Origin of the sequence: Phytoactinopolyspora endophytica, from assembly GCF_004138495.1 — a bacterium.
In the GTDB taxonomy this organism is placed as follows: Bacteria; Actinomycetota; Actinomycetes; order Jiangellales; family Jiangellaceae; genus Phytoactinopolyspora; species Phytoactinopolyspora endophytica.
Window position 1 is genome coordinate 26,850 of record NZ_ML142855.1, and the last position, 361, is coordinate 27,210.

The 361-nt window shown below is 65.4% G+C and carries 1 pseudogene; it reads left to right on the top strand.

The features are described 5' to 3' along the window. Positions 1-45: 45 nt before the first annotated feature. A pseudogene (locus tag ELR45_RS37895) lies at positions 46-361 on the top strand (ABC transporter permease); the annotation flags it as partial.

Genomic DNA, 361 nt, shown 5'->3' on the forward strand with positions numbered 1-361 from the left:
GCGCCCGCGTAGACGCGCCCTGGTATCCGAGTGAGGGACTGAAACGTGCTCAGATACATACTCCGGCGGCTGGGAGTCTCCTTCCTGGTCCTCCTCGGAGCAGCCACTCTGGTCTTCATCCTGACGATCAACTCCGGTGACCCGCTCGCCGACCTGCAAGAGTCCACGGCGGAGAACCGCGATGAGCTCATCGCCGCGCGTATCCAGTTCATGGGGCTCGACCTTCCGTGGTACGAGCGATACGCGAACTGGCTGCGCGGCGCCGTCGGTTGCGTGGTGCCGGGCATGGAATGCGATCTCGGGACCACCAACCAGGGGCAGGACGTCGTGGCGCTCACCGAGTCCGCGATGTCGTCGACGC